Below are 14,845 nucleotides of genomic sequence, written 5' to 3'. Positions count from 1 at the left end.
CATCGGGTGAGGAGCAGCGGTTCAGCCTGCCGCGTCCTTCAGCATCGGCGGGCAGGTGCCGCCCGGCTCGGTGAGCAGCTCGAAGTGCCAGATCTCGTTCTCGTACACCTGGCACAGCCCGTAGTCGGTGCCGTGCTGGATCATCCAGTAGTCCGCCTCGGTCGGCCCGATGTCGACGGCCTTGCCGCCGATGTGCCTGGACTCCTCGGGCGTGGCGACTTCGCGGCGGGCTGCCTCCAGGCTGCCGTGCTTCCGGACCGCCGCGTCCAGCAGCCCCTGCTGGTAGGCGGTGCTGCGCCAGCCGCTCGTGATCCAGAAGTCGATGTCGTCGGCCGCCGCGTCGGCAGCGGCCTGGCGGACGGCGTCGGCGAGCGCCGGTTCGAGGCCCGTGATGGCGGGGAGGTCGTCGTCGAGCGTCGCCACGCCGTCGGGGATCTCCCCGCCGTCCACGCCGGTCGGGCCGGACGCCGTCGTGCCCTGGTCCAGGGCGTCGTCGACCGCCTGGATGACCGGCGAGTCGGCGCGGTCGAGCAGGGGATAGACGCCGAAGAGGGTGGCCAGCAGCACTGCGGCCACCATGAGCACCGCCGGCATCCGGCGGCCACCCGGTCGACGGCGGGCGGGGGCGCCTGCGTGCGCGGGAGGAAGCTGCGCGGGAGGGAACTGCGCGGGAGGGAGCTGTGCAGGGGGGAGCTGGGTGAGGTCCTGTCGAGTCATGTCCCCAGCCCATCGCGGAGGACGTTGCCAGGGTGTCTCCGTTTTTTGATACACGCCCGATACACCGGGCGAGGACGGGCACGGTCACGCCCGCAGAGCGGCCCCCTGGGCGTGCATGACGGGCAGCTGGACCGTTACCCGGAGCCCGCCGTCCGCCCGGGTAGCGAGGGTGAGGGTGCCGTCGTGCGCGCCGGCGATGCTCTTGACGATCGCCAGCCCGAGGCCGACCCCCGCGTGGTCGCCGCGTACTCGTCCGGTGCCACGCTGGAACGGTTCGGTGAGGGTCGAGACCAACTGTGGCGTGAGCTGCTCCCCGGTGTTCTCGACGGTGAGCGCCACCGTTCCGGCCCGGACGCTGGTGGTGACCCGGACGCTGCCGCGCTCGGGGAGGTTGTGGACTATCGCGTTGTGGACGAGGTTGGTGGTCAGCTGCAGCAGGAGCGCGTACGAGCCGAGCGTGGGGGCGACGTCGCCGGAGGTCTCGATGGTGAGGCCGTGCTTCTCCGCCAGGGGTAGGAGGGTCTCCGTGGCTTCCTCCGCGATGAGGGACAGGTCCACGGGCTCGCGGGTGAAGGACCCCTGGTCGGCGCGGCTGAGCACGAGCAGCGCCTCCGTGAGGTCGATGGCCCGCGTGTTGACGTACCCGAGGCGGTCGATCAGCTCGTCGGTGTCGCGGTCCGGATCGTTGCGGGCGACCTCGAGGAGGGTCTGGGTGATCGCCAGCGGGGTGCGCAGCTCGTGGGAGGCGTTGGCGGCGAATCTCCGCTGTTCGGCGATGTGCGCCTCGAGCCGCGCGAGCATGGCGTCGAACGTGTCGGCCAGCTCGCGGAACTCGTCCTGGCGGCCCTCGAGCTGGATCCGGTGGGACAGCGACCCGGTCGTGCGGCGTGCGGCGTGGGTGATGCGGCGCAGCGGGCTGAGCATGCGGCCGGCGAGAACCCACCCGCCCAGGAGCCCGAGCACCAGCAGCAGCGCCAGAGCCGCCGTCGCCCGCGGGAAGAAGGCGCGCGCCAGATCGCCCTGGTTGGGGATGAACACGGATCCGAGGCCGCCGGGTGCCGAGCTCCCGGGGGCGTAGGTCTGCTCGGGTACATAGCGCAGGAGGAAGACCCACACGACCCCGAGCAGCAGGACGCCGGTGACCATGAGGAACCCGGCATAACTGAGGGTCAGCTTGAGGCGGACGCTCATCCCGGGCTCCCTGCCCGCATGCTCCCTAGCCATGGTCGGCGCCAGGTCCCGTGTCGATCCGGTAGCCGACGCCGGGCACCGTGGCGATGATCCACGGCTCGCCGAGCCGCTTGCGCAGTGCCGAGACGGTGATCCGCACCGCGTTGGTGAACGGGTCCGCGTTCTCGTCCCAGGCTCGCTCCAGCAGCTGCTCGGCGCTGACGACACCGCCCTCCGCCGCGACGAGTACCTCGAGGACGGCGAACTGCTTCCTGGTCAGCGCCACGTAGCGGCCGTCCCGGTAGACCTCCCGGCGGAACGGGTCCAGCCGGAGCCCCGCGAGCTCGCTGACCGGGGGCCTGGTGTGCCCGCGCCTGCGGTCGAGCGCCCGCAGCCGCAGCACGAGCTCGCGGAGCTCGAACGGCTTGGTGAGGTAGTCGTCGGCGCCGAGCTCGAACCCCGAGGCCTTGTCGTCTATCCGGTCGGCGGCGGTCAGCATCAGGATCGGGATGCCGCTGCCGGAGGCGACGATGCGCCTTGCGACCTCGTCACCGGACGGGCCGGGGATGTCGCGGTCGAGGACCGCGAGGTCGTAGGAGTTGATGCCGAGCAGCTCCAGGGCGGAGTCGCCGTCGCCGGCGATGTCGGCGGCGATGGCCTCCAGCCGCAGTCCGTCCCGGACGGCCTCGGCAAGGTAGGGCTCGTCCTCCACGATCAGCACGCGCATAGGGAGACCCTAGGCTGTGCGCGCCGGAGACGGCCGGACGCCCGACGCCGTCGTGCCGGGTGCACACCGGCGGCGTCGGGCGAGCGCCTGCCCGCCGTGCGCGTCAGCCCGCGGCCTGCAGCTGCGGGTACAGCGCCGACAGCGGCCCGGACAGCGCCTGCTTGACCTGGCGGCTCGTCTCGTCCGCGAGCACCTCGGGCTCGCCGGCCTCCAGCCCGTCGTAGATCGCCGCGACGATGTCCCGCGGGTCCTCCTTCGGCACGTCGAGGGCGGCGATCATCGGGGTGTCCGTGTAGCCGAGGTGCGCGCCCAGCAGGTGGGTCTTCTGGTCCAGCAGCTCCACGCGCAGCGCGTTGCTGAACGACCAGAAGGCGGCCTTCGTCGCCGAGTAGGTGCCGGTGGCGAGCCAACTGAGCGCGGAGTGCACGTTGATGACGCCGCCGCCGTCGTTCCGGGCCAGGACCGGCGCGAACGCCTGGGTGACCGCGAGCTGCGCGAACACGTTGGTCTCGAACACCGAGCGGACGGCGTCCAGCGGCGTGCTCAGGACCGGCTGTCCGGAGTCGGAGATACCCGCGTTGTTGATCAGGACGGTCGTGTCGGCGGCCTGCTCGGCCGCCGCGGCGATCGAGTCGGGCGAGCTGATGTCCAGCGCCAGCGGAACGACGCGCGCGTCGTCCCACTCCCGGGGGGTGCGGGCGGTGGCGTAGACCTTGGCGGCGCCGCGCTGGAGGGCTTCGGCGACGAACGCGCGGCCGAGGCCGCCGTTCGCGCCGGTGACCAGGACCACTGCGTTCTTGAGGGTAGTCATCGTGACGAGCTCGCTTTCATGAGGTTGTCGTGCGAGGTGGTGGCTTGCGAGGTGGGCAGGGCAGGGGCCGCACCGGGCGCGGACGCCCGGGAACGGACGGTGAGGAGGGCGGCGAGCGTGAGCGCGACGACCGTCGCGCTGCCCGCGACCAGCGCGGTCTGCAGGTCGACGGCGGTGCCCAGGGCGCCCACCCCGAGCGCGACCACTGCCTGGACGAGGTAGGCGACCAGGTAGGCCGACGACGTCGTCGCGGCCCGGTGCTCGGCCGGCGCGCTCTGGGTGACGAGCGTGACGCCGCCGGAGAAGAGGAGGCTGTAGCCGGCGCCGCCGACCAGCGAGTACAGGACGAGGAACGGCATCGAGTGGGTGGCGCCCGCCGTGACCATCAGCGCCTGCCCGGCCACCGCGGCGAGCGCGCCGAGGCGGAGCGCCGTGGTGGCCCTGAGCCGCCCCGCGAGGAGTGCGACGACGCCGATCGCCGCGGCGGAGATGGCCAGCACCGCGCCGTTGACGAAGGCGTCGTCGGAGCGCACGGTGTCGCGCGCGAACTGGGCGCCGACGCCGAGGAAGATCGCGCCGAGCGCGTAGGCGGCGGAGACGCCGAACGTCCCCGCCAGGAACGGCAGCCGGCGCTCCGGCACGGCCAGCCGCCGCGGGCGCCATCGGCCCGCGGTGGTGCGTGCTCGGCCGGGCAGGGAGCGGGGCAGAGCGCGGGGCAGGAACCAGACGGCGAGCACCGCGACGACGATGCCCGCGAGCAGGACGCCGTAGGCGGAGTGCAGCGGGCTGGGCCCGAACTGCACCGTCGCGCCGCCGACGAGCAGGGCAGTGATGATGCCTACCGAGCTCGCTCCGGCCGTGATGGCGCCTGTGCGCTCGCGGACGTCGTCGCGTCCCGCAGACGCGATGACGCTCGTCGCGGGGCCGAGGCTGAGCCCCACCCCGACGCCCATGAGCGCGCGGCCGGTGAGCAGGAGTGCCAGGTTCGGCGCGAGCAGGAAGGTGAGGGCGCCGAGCCCCAGGAACCCGAGGCCGGCGAGGATCGCGTTCCGGCTGCCCACCGTCTCCGCGAACCCGCCGAGCAGGAGCAGTGTGCCGATCAGCGCGACGGGGTAGGCGGCGAACACGGTGGTCGTGACGGCGGTCGTCAGGTGCCACTCGGCCGCGTACGCCGGATAGACGAGCGTCGGCGCGGCCGAGGCCCAGAGTGCGAGTGCCACGGCTGACGCCGCGGCCCAGCGACTGCCCCGCGGCGCCCAGGTGAAGGCCATCGGAACTCCCATCTGAGTTGGAAATGCCAACTTAGCAAGTCTAAGTTTGGATTGACAACTCAGGTGGGTAGGATGTGGGCATGAGCACAACGCCCCGCGAACGCAATGCCCGCTGCTCTGTGGCCAGGAGCCTGGACGTACTGGGGGAGAAGTGGACGCTGCTCGTCGTCCGGGAGGCCTTCTTCGGGGCGACGCGGTTCGCGGACTTCCGCGCGCGCCTTGGGGTTGCCCCCGATGTGCTGACCGCCCGGCTGGAGACGCTCGTCGAGGGCGGCGTGCTGGCGCGCCGGCCGTACCGGGACGAGGGGCAGCGGCAGCGCGAGGAGTATGTGCTCACCGAGGCGGGGGCGGAGCTCAAGACGATCCTTGCGGCGTTCGTCGCGTGGGGCGACGTGCACCGGCCCTCGGGTTTCGGGCCCTCGACGGTCTACGTCGACCGTGACACGGAGGAGCCGGTGCGCATCGCCTTCCTGACCGACGACGGGCGGGAGCTGGGACCCGAGGAGGTCTCGGTCGCACCAGGGCCGGGGGCGCTGAGCCGCTCGGCGTGACCCGTCGGCTACTCGACGGCCGGCAGGGCGCTCCACACGCCCGCGGCGACACCAGCCGCACGGTCTGCGTCACCGGCAGCACACGCCTCGATGAGCTCGTCGTGCCGGTCGGCGGACGCGCTCCCGGCCACCGACGAGAAGGCCAGGCGCTCCGCCCGGCGTAGCACCGGCGTGAACTGCTCCAGCACCGTCGCCAGCGCCCGGTTCGAGGCGACGGAGACGGGGACGTCGTGCAGCGCGTCGTCCGCGACCAGGGCTGCCTCGATGTCGCCCTTCTTGATGGCGGCGCGGAACCGGGTGTTGGCCTTGCGCATCGTGTCGAGGTGAGCCTCGGTGAGGTGGGGCACGGACTCGCGGACTGCCAGCTGGTGCATGGCCGCCACCACGTCGCGTGCCTCGCGGACCGTGCGCTCGCTCAGGGAGCTCACCGTGGTCGAGCGGCCGGGCTGGGCCGCGACCAGCCCCGCTTCCGCGAGCCGCAGCAGCGCCTCGCGCACGGGGGTGCGGCTGACGCCGAGCCAGGCGGCCAGGTCGCCGTCGCGCAGCTGTTCGCCGGGGGCCAGGGTGCCGTCGACTATCGCTTCGCGGAGCCGGTGATAGACGTCGTCACGGAGGAGGCGTCGGTCGATCACCGGGGTGTTCCGGGGGATGGGCATGCAATATATTGCTCCGCCTCCAGGAACAACTGCAAGCCGCCGCACGCGCCACCACCAGCTGACCGGACGGCTCGGCTAGCCCGCCTGCGTCGCGTGCAGGGTCGCGTAGCGGCCACCGCTCGCGACGAGCTGGTCGTGCGTGCCCTGCTCCACGATCCGGCCGTGCTCCAGCACGACTATGCGGTCGGCCTGGCGGATCGTCGACAGGCGGTGGGCGACCACCAGCGTCGTCCGACCGCGCATGAGGCGGCCCAGCGCCTCCTTGACGAGCAGCTCCGACTCGGTGTCCAGGGCGCTGGTCGCCTCGTCGAGCAGGAGGATGCGCGGGTCGCGCACCAGCGCGCGGGCGATCGCTATGCGCTGCCGCTGCCCGCCCGAGAGCCGGGCACCGCGTTCGCCGACGACGGTGTCCCAGCCCTTCGGCTGGGCGTCCACGAAGTCCAGCGCGTTGGCGTCCCGCAGCGCGGCGCGGACGACGTCGTCGGGCGCGTCCGGGAGGCCGTAGGTGACGTTCTCGCGGATGGTGCCCTCGAACAGCACCGACTCCTGCGGGACCACGGACACGTGGCGGCGCACCGTGCGCAGGTCCAGCTCCTGCGCGTCGGCGCCGTCGACGAGCACCCGGCCCGACGTCGGGCGGATGAAGCCAAGCACCAGGTTGAGCAGCGTGGACTTGCCCGAGCCGGACGAGCCGACGAACGCGACGGTCTCGCCCGCCGGGATCGTGAGTGTGACGTCGTGCAGGGCGTCGTCGTCCGAGCCGGGGTAGCGGTGATGCACGTGGTCCAGCGCCAGCTCGCCGCCGACGGCGTCTACGGTGCGGCGGCCGGCGTTCTCCTCGAGGTCGGGCTCCTCCAGGACCTCGGCGATCGAGCGCACGGACTCCATGCCGCGCGCCGTGACCGGGATCAGCATGAGCAGCTGGGTGAGCCCCTGGGTGAGCAGCGCGAAGTAGCTCGACAGCAGCACGACCTCGCCGGGCGTGACCGGCAGGAACCCCGTGAGGGAGAAGATCGCGGCCAGGGCGAGGCAGGTGACGCCGAGCAGCTGCATGATCACCCAGGACAGTGATGCGACCCGCCCGTTGAGCATGTCGAGGTGCAGGCCCGCGCGGCGGACGCCGTCGGCGCCGTCGGCCAGGCGGTTGACCGCCGTCTGCTCCAGGCCGTGCGCGCGGGTGATCGGGATGAGCGAGGCCATCTCGCCCACGCGGGACGCGAAGCCCTCGACCTCGCGGCGGAAGTGCTCGTTGCGGTCCCGGGACCGGCGCGCCGTCGCCCAGCGCATGCCGAGCGCGAGCGGCACGGCGAGCACGTAGACGGGCAGGAACTCGGGGACCTTGAGGGCGGTCATGGTCAGGGCGCCCGCGAGCACCATGAGCGACGAGAGCAGCGGGTGCGTGACCTGCTGGAGCATCACCTCGATGTTCTCGACGTCGCGCACGACCTTGGACTGCACCACCGACGAGCTGGCGCGCGTGTGGTAGCCGATCGACAGGCTCTGCAGGCGGGCGGCGAGCGCGTTGCGCAGGCCGGCGCCGGTGTCCCGGACCACCGTCATGAAGTTGCGGGTGTAGACGAGGTGGTTCGGGAAGTTCTGCAGGAGCAGCGCGGCGGCGATCGCGAACCAGACGAGCACGTCGCGCACCGGTCCGCCCGTGGCCACTATGTCGATGACGGACGCCGTGACGACCGGCAGGAACCACATCGGGACCTCTTTGAGCGTGAACGCCCCGATCGCCACCGACATGCGCCCGGGCCGCCGGGCGAGCAGGCGCAGGACGGACCGTGCGGGCCGTGAGCTGTCGATGCGGATGGGGGCGGTAAGCGCTTTCTCAACAGCCATGCCGCCATGCTATGGCCGGGGCCGGAGAAGTCCGCCTCGATCAAGCGGTTACGCATGCTCCGGGGCCCGGAACCATGCCCAACCGCTTGATCGAGGCGGACCTTCACGGCTAGCGGGTCATCAGGGTGTATTGCATTGCCACCTCGCGGGGCGTGATCGCGCGGTCCAGGAGCTGGATCGTGTCCATCGTGCAGTTGCAGGGGTTCCGCTCCTGCGTGTCCTGCGGGAAGCTGCCTCCGATCTTGATCCCGCGGGGCGTCGTCGCCGAGGCGCCCGTGCCGTCCACCTGCCACGGGTCGCCGTCGACCACGTAGAAGCCCGGAACGCGCTCGCCGTTGCGGTACAGCGCCATCCGACCGGTCGTGTAGTCGAACGTCGCGGCCAGGTGCACCCACTCGTCCTGCGGCAGCAGGGTGCGCCAGTCCTCGTGCGCGGCGAAGATCTGCGACTCGCCGCCGTCGAGCCGCCGGCCGAGCGCGACGAGCCGCAGCTCGCCGTCCACCTCGATGATCTCCAGGAGGGCGCGCACGGCGTGCCCGTCGGAGTTGCCGCTCAGCACGCCCGCCAGGCCGACGGCGCCGTAGCGGTCGTCAGGGTCGGCCGTCGTCGTGTTGAGGCTCGGGTTCTGGCCGGTCATCCGGACCCAGCCCAGCACCGTCATCCCGTCCACGCCGCTCAGGGCGGACAGGGTGCCCACCCCGGCGGCGTTGTACACGCCGGCCTTCCAGTCGTCGTTGCCCGCCGCCAGCGGGTTCACCTGGCCGAGCTGTATCGAGTTGTTGCTGCCCGGGTAGGCGCCCCCGGCGACGCGCATGTCCTCGCCGCCGTTGATGAGGTTCAGATACGTGCGGGACGCGCCGCGGTCGATCTCCACCGCGCCGTCCTGCTGGAACGGGTGCTCGAAGTCGTAGAAGCTCACCGAGTTCCCCCGCAGGGAGCGGGGGACGTCCTGCGGTACCGGTGCGCGCACCGTGTCGACGACCTTCCAGATCTTCCCGTTCGCCTTGGCGATCAGGTACAGGTCGCCCGCCCGGTCGCGGCCCATGCGCAGGTCGGCCCGTTCGTCGCCCGTGAAGTCGGGCATCCGCTTGCGGGTGCCGTCGGTGTCGTAGAGCGCGAGCTCGTACATCTGCGCCTCGGGGCCGCCGCGCCGCATCCGCGACTCCTCGGCGTAGAAGACCCGCCCCTCGACCAGGTCCGTGAACAGGTACTTGCCGCTCAGCGCGGGCAGGTCGGTCCCGCGATAGACGAACCCGCCGCTGATCGCGTAACCGCTGTCCGACGTGCAGGGCCAGCCAGGCGGCGGGTCGTGGTCGTAGGCCACCACGGGATAGGTGAAGCCGAGGTCGGCGTCGTTCTCCGGCAGCGGGTAGAGGTTGCAGCGGTCGGCCGCGTCGAAGACGTACTTGCCCTCCCGGTCGCCCCAGCCGAAGTTGTCGCCCGCGCGCACGTCGTAGACGGCCTCGATCGCGTGCTCGCCGATGTGGCCGAGGAACATGCGCGGCTCAGCGTGCCGGGCCTTCCGGTCCCAGCTGAACCGGTGCGGGTCGCGCATGCCGACGGCGTAGATCTCGCCCAGCGCGCCGGCCGTCCCCACGAACGGGTTCGACGGCGGGATGCCGTACGTCCCGCCCGGCCCGTCGGTGCCTGCCGGGTCGATGCGGAGGATCTTGCCCGCCGGTGTCCCCATGTCCTGCGGGATACCCGTGCCCACGCCCCGGCCGCCGTCGCCCACGGCGAGGTAGAGCAGGCCGTAGTCCTCGCTGCCGGGCCGCGCCGTCGGGTTGAAGTCGATCTGCTGGATCGCGTGGACCTGCCCGGCGAACCCGAGGCGCAGCACCTCGCGGCTCGTCCCCGAGAACGTGTCGGACGCCGGGTCGTCGGCCACCCACTCGGTCACCACCGAGTGCAGGAACGTGGGAACCTGCGGCGGGTACGTAGTGGGGTCGGACGGTGGCCCGGCGTTGCCGGGGCGCTCGGTGTGCACCGTGTAGAACGTGCCGTTGTCCTCGAAGTCCGGGTGGAACGTCGCGAACCCGAAGCCGCTGCCCATGCCGCGCCCCGAGAAGAACTCCGGCGCGAACTCGGCAGCCACGTCCAGGTAGACCTGCGGCTCGCCGTCCTCCACGAAGTACAGGGGACCGTTGAGGTCAGGCACGTACGTGCGGCCCGACCCGTCGGGCAGCTCGCCCAGGCCGTTGATCCGGGCGTGCCGCATCAGCCGGCGGTCGACCGGCGCCGGGATCGGCTCGGTCTTGGGGAACTGGGCGTACTCCTCCAGGACCAGACCCAGCGTGGACTGGATCTCCTCGGGCGCCGGGTCGGTGATCGGGCCGGGTTCGGCCGCCGCGGTGGTCATCGTCGCCGTGGTCAGCCCGGTCAGCGCGGTAGCGGTGATCGCCATCGCGGCCACCGCCGACCGCCATCGTCTGTTGCTTGTGGTGCCTCTGCTCATGGTGCCTCCAGAACGTCGTCGTCGTCATCGCGGAGTGCGTTGTGTTGGTCGGGCGCAGGAGAACTACCGGCAGAACGGCCGCGCCCCGGCAGCGCTGAGGATTCCGCCCACCACGTGCGTCTCGAACGACTCGGCGCCCGCGAGGGCCGAGTCCTCGGTCCAGGCGGCCGGGTCGTGGCCGAGCGTGGTGACCCATGCGCGTCCGCCGTCGTAGTACTGGCACCACGAGACCGGGTGGTCGTCCAGGTGCCCGGGGTGGCCGTTGAACCCGGTGTGGTCGCCGATGGTCGCGGTGTCCACCTCGGCAAGGAACCGCACACCGGTGGGGAACGGTTCGAGGTGGTACCACTCGTCGCGGAAGTCCCACCGGCGCGGCAGGTCGCGCGTCGAGGCGTCGCGCCGGTCGACGGTCACCACCTGCCCGTCGCGGTGCGGCCCGTGGTCGTAGAAGTTGGCCCCGCCGAGCAGGCCCTGGAACCACGGCCAGTGGTACATCGCGCCGAGCGTGTTGTGGATCGCGACGAAGCCGCCGCCCGACCGGACGTACTGCAGCAGCGCGGTCTGGGACGCGTCGTCGAGCATGGTGCGGGAGTTGCTGAGGAAGACGACTGCGTCGTACGGCGCGAGCTTGGCCGGGGCGTCGAGCTGGCGCACGTCCTCGGTCCAGTCGACGTCGAACCCGTGCTCCTGGCCCCAGCGGATCACGGCGTTCTGCGCGACGTGCGTCGACGTGAGCGGCGGGTTCATCCCCGCGGGCAGCAGCGGCCCGAGGTGCGCGTGCCGGGAGCTGCCGGTCGCGGTGAGGACGAGCACGCGCACGACGCCGTCGTCGTGGCGCGGCAGGTCCCAGTCGTTGTAGCAGTCGGGGTCGACGCCCCGGCAGACGCCGTGGTCGGCGAGCTTGTCGCGGTAGGGATCCTGGCGGCCCGCGGACGACGACGCTGTCGCGCCGGACGAGCCCCCGCCGATGGCGGGCGTGAGATGCAGCCCGGCGAGCAGCGCGGCCAGGATCGCCAGGCCGAGCACCACCTGTCCGGCACTGCCGAGCGACTTTCCCAGGGCGGATCGAAGCGACATGACAGTTCTCCTTTGAACGGCCGGCAGTCGGTCCTGTCTCGTTGAGTGCGGGGTATTCGCCCTTTCACGGGGCGCAGAAGGGCGAATACCCAGCACTCAACGGTGGGTCAGGCGGCCTCCTTCGGGCGGCCGCCCAGGTAGAGCTGGGCCAGGCGCGGGTCGGCGAGGAGATCCGGGGCCGGGCCCGTGATGTGGACGCGGCCCAGGTCCAGCACACAGCCGACGTCGGCCGCCTCCAGCGCCCGGCGCGCGTTCTGCTCGACCAGGAGCACCGCCGTACCGGCGTCGCGCATGCGCTGCACCTGCTCGAACACGATGGCCGTCGCCTTGGGGTCCAGCCCCATCGACGGCTCGTCCAGGAGGACGACCTTGGGCCGCACCATGAGCGAGCGGGCGAACTCGACCTGCTTCTGCTGCCCGCCCGATAGCGCACCCGCCAGCGCCGACCACCGCTCGCCGACCAGGGGGAACAGCCCCGTGACGAAGTCGGTGCGCTCGGCGACCAGCGCCTTGTCGCGCACCGTGTAGGCGCCGAGCAGCACGTTCTCCGCGACCGTCATCTCGGGGAACACGCTGTGCCCCTGCGGCACGTGGGACAGCCCGGCGGCCAGGAGCTGCTGCGGGGTGCGCCCGGTGACGTCGACGCCGTCGACCACCACGTGCCCCGAGCGCGGCTTGAGCATGCCGCTGGCGACCTTGAGCACCGTCGACTTGCCGGCGCCGTTCGGCCCGACGAGGCAGACCACGCTGCCCGGCGCGACCGTCACGGACAGCCCGCGCAGCACGAGCGCGGCGCGGCCGTAGCCGGCCTGCACGTCGGTCAGGCGCAGGAGGGGTTCGACGGGGGGCTCGACGGCGGGCTCGACGGCGGGCCTGCCGTCGGGCAGGGCTCCAGGTGCTGGTTCAGACGCCAAGGTATGCCTCCAGGACCAGGGGGTCGTCCTGCACGACGGCGGGAGCACCCTGCGCGATCGGCCGCCCCCTGTCGAACACGACCACGTTGTCGCTCAGGCCCATGACGAGCTCCATGTTGTGCTCCACGATGATGAAGGTGCGGCCCTCGGCGTTGAGCTCCCGCACGAGATCGGCTATACGGTCCACGAGCGCCGGGTTCACGCCGCCGGCCGGCTCGTCGAGCATGATCGTGCGCGGGTCGCCCATGAGCACCCCGGCGAGCTCGAGCAGCTTCTGCTGGCCGTAGGAGATGTCGCGCGCCTCGGCGTGCTCCAGGTGGTCGATGCCGACGCGCGCCAGCAGCTCGCGCGCCCGCCCGACGTCGGCGGCGTTGCGCGAACCCCGCAGCCGCTGCAGCAGCCCGTGCGGCTGTACCGCGACCAACATGTTCTCCAGCACGGTGAGCCGGGGGAAGATCCGGCAGAGCTGGAAGCTCCGGCCGATCCCCGACCGGGCGATCCGGTGCGGCGGGAGCCCCGTCACGTCGCGGCCCTGGTAGGTGACGGTGCCGGAGTCGGGCTTGATCATGCCGGTGACGCAGTTGAAGAACGTCGTCTTGCCGGAGCCGTTGGGGCCGATCAGGGCGTTGATCCTGCCCTCGTGGAAGGCGACGGAGGCGCCGTCGATCGCGCGGACGCCGCCGAACGACTTGGTCAGGTCGTGCGTGGTCACCGAACCAAGGGACGTGCTCATCGGGCTGCCTCCTCGCGCTGCTTCGCCAGCTCCTCGGCGCTCTCCTCGCGGATCGACGCCGCCCCGCGCCGCCGGTTCAGGGCCGAGGTCAGGGCCGGCAAAACGCCGTCGGGCATGAACAGGACGACCAGGCCGAGCAGGATGCCCGTGGCGACCAGGTGGAACTGCGTGTCGCCGTACTGGGACTTGAACACCTCTACCGCGTACCCCACGACGACGGCTCCCAGCAGCGGCCCGAAGAGGCTGCGCACCCCGCCGAGCAGCGACATGAGCACCATGTACGTGCCCACGAGGATCGAGAACTGGAAGATCGGGTCGAGGTAGCCGAACCACAGCGCGTACAGGCCGCCGCCCAGCGCGGTGAAGAACGCGCTCACCACGAGCGCCGTCAGCTTGTACGCGAACGTGGGCACGCCCAGGGCCTGCGCCTTGTCCTCGTCCTCGCGGATCGCCTTGAGCCCGGCGCCGAGCCGGGACCGCTCGATCGCCCACCAGGTCAGCAGCGCCAGCGCGAGCAGCACGGCGTGCAGGTAGAAGAACCGCTCGTGCTGCTCGGGCCGCAGCACCTCCGTGCCGAACGGACGCGGCACCCGCAGCCCGTTCGAGCCACCGGTGAACGTGTGCCAGCTCTGGAACGTGAGCTGGAGGATCAGCACCAGCGCTATCGACGCGATGACGAACGACGCGCCGCGCACCCGCAGCGACGCGATGCCCACGGGGATCGCTATGACGGCGACGATCACACCGCCCACGAGCAGCGCGAGCCACGGGTTCATCCCGGTACGGAGGATGAGCAGCGCCGTCGCGTAGCCGCCGAGGCCCGAGTAGGCGGCGTGGCCCAGCGAGATGTACCCGGTGAACCCGCCCACGAGGTTCCAGGACGTCGCGAGCACCGCATAGCTGAGGATCACCACGCCGACGGACAGGATGAACGGGTCGGGGGCGAGGGACGGGAACAGGAGCACCACGGCGACGAGGGCGAGCAGGGCGGCGATGCGGGCCACGCGCGCCGTCGTCGGCCCCGCCTTGAGATCAGAAGCGTTGGGCAAGGCGACCTCCGAAGAATCCCTGCGGACGGATCATGAGGGTCACGAACAGGGCCAGGTAGAAGACGGTCTGTGCCCAGGTGGTGCCGAGCGGCACCTGCAACAGGCTCGCGGCCACGCCGAGCAGGAGGGCCGCTATCGCGGCCCCTGGGATGCTGCCCAGCCCGCCGACGACGATGATCGCCATCAGCGGACCGATCCAGTGCCAGTGCAGCGACGGGTAGATCGTGTAGTCGAGCGCGAGCGCCGTCCCGCCGATCGCCGCCGTCGCGAGCCCCAGCCCGAAGCCGAGCCCGGCCACGCGGTCGGTGTTGATGCCGACCAGCCGCGCGGCCTCGGGGTGCTGGGTGGTCGCGCGCAGGGCCCGCCCGAACGACGTCTTGCGCAGGATCACGTACAGCGCCCCGAGCGAGAGGGCCGCCAGGGCGAACGCGATGAGCTTGACGACGGCGATGCTCACGCCGAACACCTCGATGCTCGTGCCCGAGTACGCGAGCTGGACGCGGCGCTGCGTGCCGGTCCAGACGAACCCGAGGAGGCCCTCGATGGTCAGGGCCACGGCGAACGTCAGCAGCACCGACATGGTGGTGAGGCTGATGGGCCGCAGCCGGGACACGAGGAACCGCTGCATCCCGTACCCGACGACGAAGAAGAGCGGCACCGTGATGACCAGCGACAGCAGCGGGTCCAGGCCGGAGGTCTCGTGGAAGAACCAGGCGAGGTAGGCGCTAAGGATCAGGAACGCCGAGTGGGCGATCATGACCACCCGCATGACGCCGAAGTACAGCGTCAGGCCCGCCGCCAGGAGGGCGTAGAGCCCGCCCAGCAGGATGCCCAGCACCAGGCTCTGCGCGAACAGGGCACCGGTCATG

General features: G+C 71.7%; 14 protein-coding genes. 1 reads left to right on the top strand and 13 read right to left on the bottom strand.

Annotated features, from left to right (window positions below; genetic code table 11):
* Positions 1 to 21 precede the first annotated feature (21 nt).
* The 5 genes from AB0F70_RS19850 to AB0F70_RS19830 form a co-directional block, all read right to left on the bottom strand.
* Positions 22 to 717, bottom strand: a complete 696-nt coding sequence (locus AB0F70_RS19850; RefSeq protein ID WP_357452050.1) for a M15 family metallopeptidase — start codon at positions 715 to 717, stop codon at positions 22 to 24.
* Between the two features lie 84 nt (positions 718 to 801).
* Entirely contained in the window at positions 802 to 1,908 is a 1,107-nt protein-coding gene (locus tag AB0F70_RS19845) for a HAMP domain-containing sensor histidine kinase (RefSeq protein WP_357452047.1), read from the bottom strand.
* Positions 1,909 to 1,933: 25 nt separating this feature from the next.
* A complete protein-coding gene (locus AB0F70_RS19840; protein ID WP_357452044.1) occupies positions 1,934 to 2,614 on the bottom strand; it encodes a response regulator transcription factor in 681 nt (226 codons plus the stop codon).
* 103 nt (positions 2,615 to 2,717) lie between these two features.
* Complete coding sequence (locus AB0F70_RS19835; RefSeq protein WP_357452041.1) at positions 2,718 to 3,425, bottom strand: SDR family oxidoreductase; 708 nt, start codon at positions 3,423 to 3,425, stop codon at positions 2,718 to 2,720.
* Positions 3,422 to 4,645 (bottom strand): MFS transporter, encoded by a 1,224-nt coding sequence (locus AB0F70_RS19830; RefSeq protein WP_357452038.1) that lies wholly within the window; start codon positions 4,643 to 4,645, stop codon positions 3,422 to 3,424. Before AB0F70_RS19830 ends, AB0F70_RS19835 begins: the two co-directional genes overlap by 4 nt.
* Positions 4,646 to 4,776: 131 nt before the next feature.
* Between AB0F70_RS19830 and AB0F70_RS19825 the strand changes: the two genes are divergently transcribed.
* On the top strand, positions 4,777 to 5,247 hold the full coding sequence (locus AB0F70_RS19825) for a helix-turn-helix domain-containing protein (protein WP_357452035.1): 471 nt from the start codon (positions 4,777 to 4,779) through the stop codon (positions 5,245 to 5,247).
* An 8-nt stretch (positions 5,248 to 5,255) separates the two neighbouring features.
* Here the strand turns inward: AB0F70_RS19825 and AB0F70_RS19820 are convergent, their stop codons facing one another.
* The 8 genes from AB0F70_RS19820 to AB0F70_RS19785 form a co-directional block, all read right to left on the bottom strand.
* Positions 5,256 to 5,903 carry a GntR family transcriptional regulator gene (locus AB0F70_RS19820; RefSeq protein ID WP_357452032.1) on the bottom strand — a complete coding sequence of 216 codons (648 nt, stop codon included), beginning with the start codon at positions 5,901 to 5,903 and terminating at the stop codon, positions 5,256 to 5,258.
* A 75-nt stretch (positions 5,904 to 5,978) separates the two neighbouring features.
* Positions 5,979 to 7,748, bottom strand: a complete 1,770-nt coding sequence (locus AB0F70_RS19815; protein ID WP_357452029.1) for an ABC transporter ATP-binding protein — start codon at positions 7,746 to 7,748, stop codon at positions 5,979 to 5,981.
* 109 nt (positions 7,749 to 7,857) lie between these two features.
* A complete protein-coding gene (locus tag AB0F70_RS19810; protein ID WP_357452026.1) occupies positions 7,858 to 10,203 on the bottom strand; it encodes a PQQ-dependent sugar dehydrogenase in 2,346 nt (781 codons plus the stop codon).
* A gap of 63 nt (positions 10,204 to 10,266) precedes the next feature.
* On the bottom strand, positions 10,267 to 11,280 hold the full coding sequence (locus AB0F70_RS19805) for a ThuA domain-containing protein (protein ID WP_357452023.1): 1,014 nt from the start codon (positions 11,278 to 11,280) through the stop codon (positions 10,267 to 10,269).
* 107 nt (positions 11,281 to 11,387) lie between these two features.
* The gene (locus AB0F70_RS19800; protein WP_357452021.1) at positions 11,388 to 12,194 is read right to left on the bottom strand and encodes an ABC transporter ATP-binding protein; all 807 of its coding nucleotides are present in this window, start codon (positions 12,192 to 12,194) and stop codon (positions 11,388 to 11,390) included.
* Positions 12,184 to 12,927: an ABC transporter ATP-binding protein gene (locus AB0F70_RS19795; protein ID WP_357452018.1), complete on the bottom strand. Its 744-nt coding sequence runs from the start codon at positions 12,925 to 12,927 to the stop codon at positions 12,184 to 12,186. The genes AB0F70_RS19800 and AB0F70_RS19795 overlap by 11 nt, the downstream gene beginning before the upstream one ends.
* Entirely contained in the window at positions 12,924 to 13,976 is a 1,053-nt protein-coding gene (locus AB0F70_RS19790; protein WP_357452015.1) for a branched-chain amino acid ABC transporter permease, read from the bottom strand. Before AB0F70_RS19790 ends, AB0F70_RS19795 begins: the two co-directional genes overlap by 4 nt.
* Positions 13,960 to 14,844 carry a branched-chain amino acid ABC transporter permease gene (locus tag AB0F70_RS19785; RefSeq protein WP_357452012.1) on the bottom strand — a complete coding sequence of 295 codons (885 nt, stop codon included), beginning with the start codon at positions 14,842 to 14,844 and terminating at the stop codon, positions 13,960 to 13,962. Before AB0F70_RS19785 ends, AB0F70_RS19790 begins: the two co-directional genes overlap by 17 nt.
* Position 14,845: the final 1 nt, after the last annotated feature.

The sequence above is a fragment of the Promicromonospora sp. NPDC023805 genome (genome assembly GCF_040639635.1).
Taxonomy (GTDB): Bacteria; Actinomycetota; Actinomycetes; order Actinomycetales; family Cellulomonadaceae; genus Promicromonospora.
This window is presented reverse-complemented; position numbering and strand designations above follow the sequence as displayed.

Coding starts and splice junctions, on each gene's coding strand:
- AB0F70_RS19785 (WP_357452012.1), bottom strand. CDS start 14,844: ATGACCGGTGCCCTGTTCGCGCAGAGCCTGGTGCTGGGCATCCTGCTG.
- AB0F70_RS19850 (WP_357452050.1), bottom strand. CDS start 717: ATGACTCGACAGGACCTCACCCAGCTCCCCCCTGCACAGCTCCCTCCC.
- AB0F70_RS19825 (WP_357452035.1), top strand. CDS start 4,777: ATGAGCACAACGCCCCGCGAACGCAATGCCCGCTGCTCTGTGGCCAGG.
- AB0F70_RS19820 (WP_357452032.1), bottom strand. CDS start 5,903: ATGCCCATCCCCCGGAACACCCCGGTGATCGACCGACGCCTCCTCCGT.
- AB0F70_RS19840 (WP_357452044.1), bottom strand. CDS start 2,614: ATGCGCGTGCTGATCGTGGAGGACGAGCCCTACCTTGCCGAGGCCGTC.
- AB0F70_RS19835 (WP_357452041.1), bottom strand. CDS start 3,425: ATGACTACCCTCAAGAACGCAGTGGTCCTGGTCACCGGCGCGAACGGC.
- AB0F70_RS19795 (WP_357452018.1), bottom strand. CDS start 12,927: ATGAGCACGTCCCTTGGTTCGGTGACCACGCACGACCTGACCAAGTCG.
- AB0F70_RS19810 (WP_357452026.1), bottom strand. CDS start 10,203: ATGAGCAGAGGCACCACAAGCAACAGACGATGGCGGTCGGCGGTGGCC.
- AB0F70_RS19845 (WP_357452047.1), bottom strand. CDS start 1,908: ATGAGCGTCCGCCTCAAGCTGACCCTCAGTTATGCCGGGTTCCTCATG.
- AB0F70_RS19805 (WP_357452023.1), bottom strand. CDS start 11,280: ATGTCGCTTCGATCCGCCCTGGGAAAGTCGCTCGGCAGTGCCGGACAG.
- AB0F70_RS19815 (WP_357452029.1), bottom strand. CDS start 7,748: ATGGCTGTTGAGAAAGCGCTTACCGCCCCCATCCGCATCGACAGCTCA.